An 812-nucleotide genomic window follows, 5' to 3' on the forward strand; every position below is an offset into this window, starting at 1 on the left:
AAGGTGTCGGGGCAGAGCAGCAGATCCGCGTCGCCGGTGCGGGGATCGCCGCCCTGCCCCCGGACGGCGGCGATCCCCGCACCGGCGACGCGGATCTGCTGCTCTTCCCCGACACCTTCACCAACTACCTCGCGCCCGAAGCCGGTCACGCCGCCCGCGCCGTGCTGGACGCCGCCGGGCTCACCCCGGCGCTCCCCGACGGCGCGGTCTGCTGCGGCCTGACCTATGTCTCCACCGGCCAACTCGACCAGGCCCGGGCGGTGATGCGCCGCACGCTGGACCGGCTCGAACCCGCCCTGGACGCCGGACTGCCGGTGACCGTGCTGGAGCCGCCGTGCGCCGCGGCGCTCCGCACCGACCTGCCGGAACTGCTGCCCGACGACCCGCGCGCCGTCCGACTGGCCGCCGCCACCCGCACGTTCGCCGCCACCCTGGAAGAGCTGGCGCCTGAGTGGACCCCGCCGCGCGTGGACCGGCCGGTCGCCGGACAGAACCACTGCCACCAGCACGCCGTCCTCGGCGACGCCCCGGAACGCCGGCTGATGGCCGCCGCCGGACTCACCGGAACCCTGTCCGGCGGCTGTTGCGGACTGGCCGGCAACTTCGGCTTCGAGAAGGGGCATTACGACGTCTCCGTGGCCTGCGCCGAGGAACAACTGCTGCCGTCCGTCCGGGCCGCCGCACCGGACACCGTGCTGGTCGCCGACGGGTACTCCTGCCGCACCCAGCTGGAGCAGCTCGGCGGGCGCCGCTCCCGCCCCGCCGAGCTGCTCCAGCTGGGTGCGGCAGGAGTACCCGTCGGCGACCAGCAC

1 protein-coding gene is annotated in these 812 nt (G+C 75.2%); it reads left to right on the forward strand.

The features are described 5' to 3' along the window. Positions 1 to 812: (Fe-S)-binding protein (locus E0D90_RS25875; protein ID WP_130800329.1), on the forward strand; the 812-nt coding region annotated here is incomplete at both ends.

This window comes from Streptomyces otsuchiensis (genome assembly GCF_004305975.1).
Lineage (GTDB): Bacteria > Actinomycetota > Actinomycetes > Streptomycetales > Streptomycetaceae > Streptomyces > Streptomyces otsuchiensis.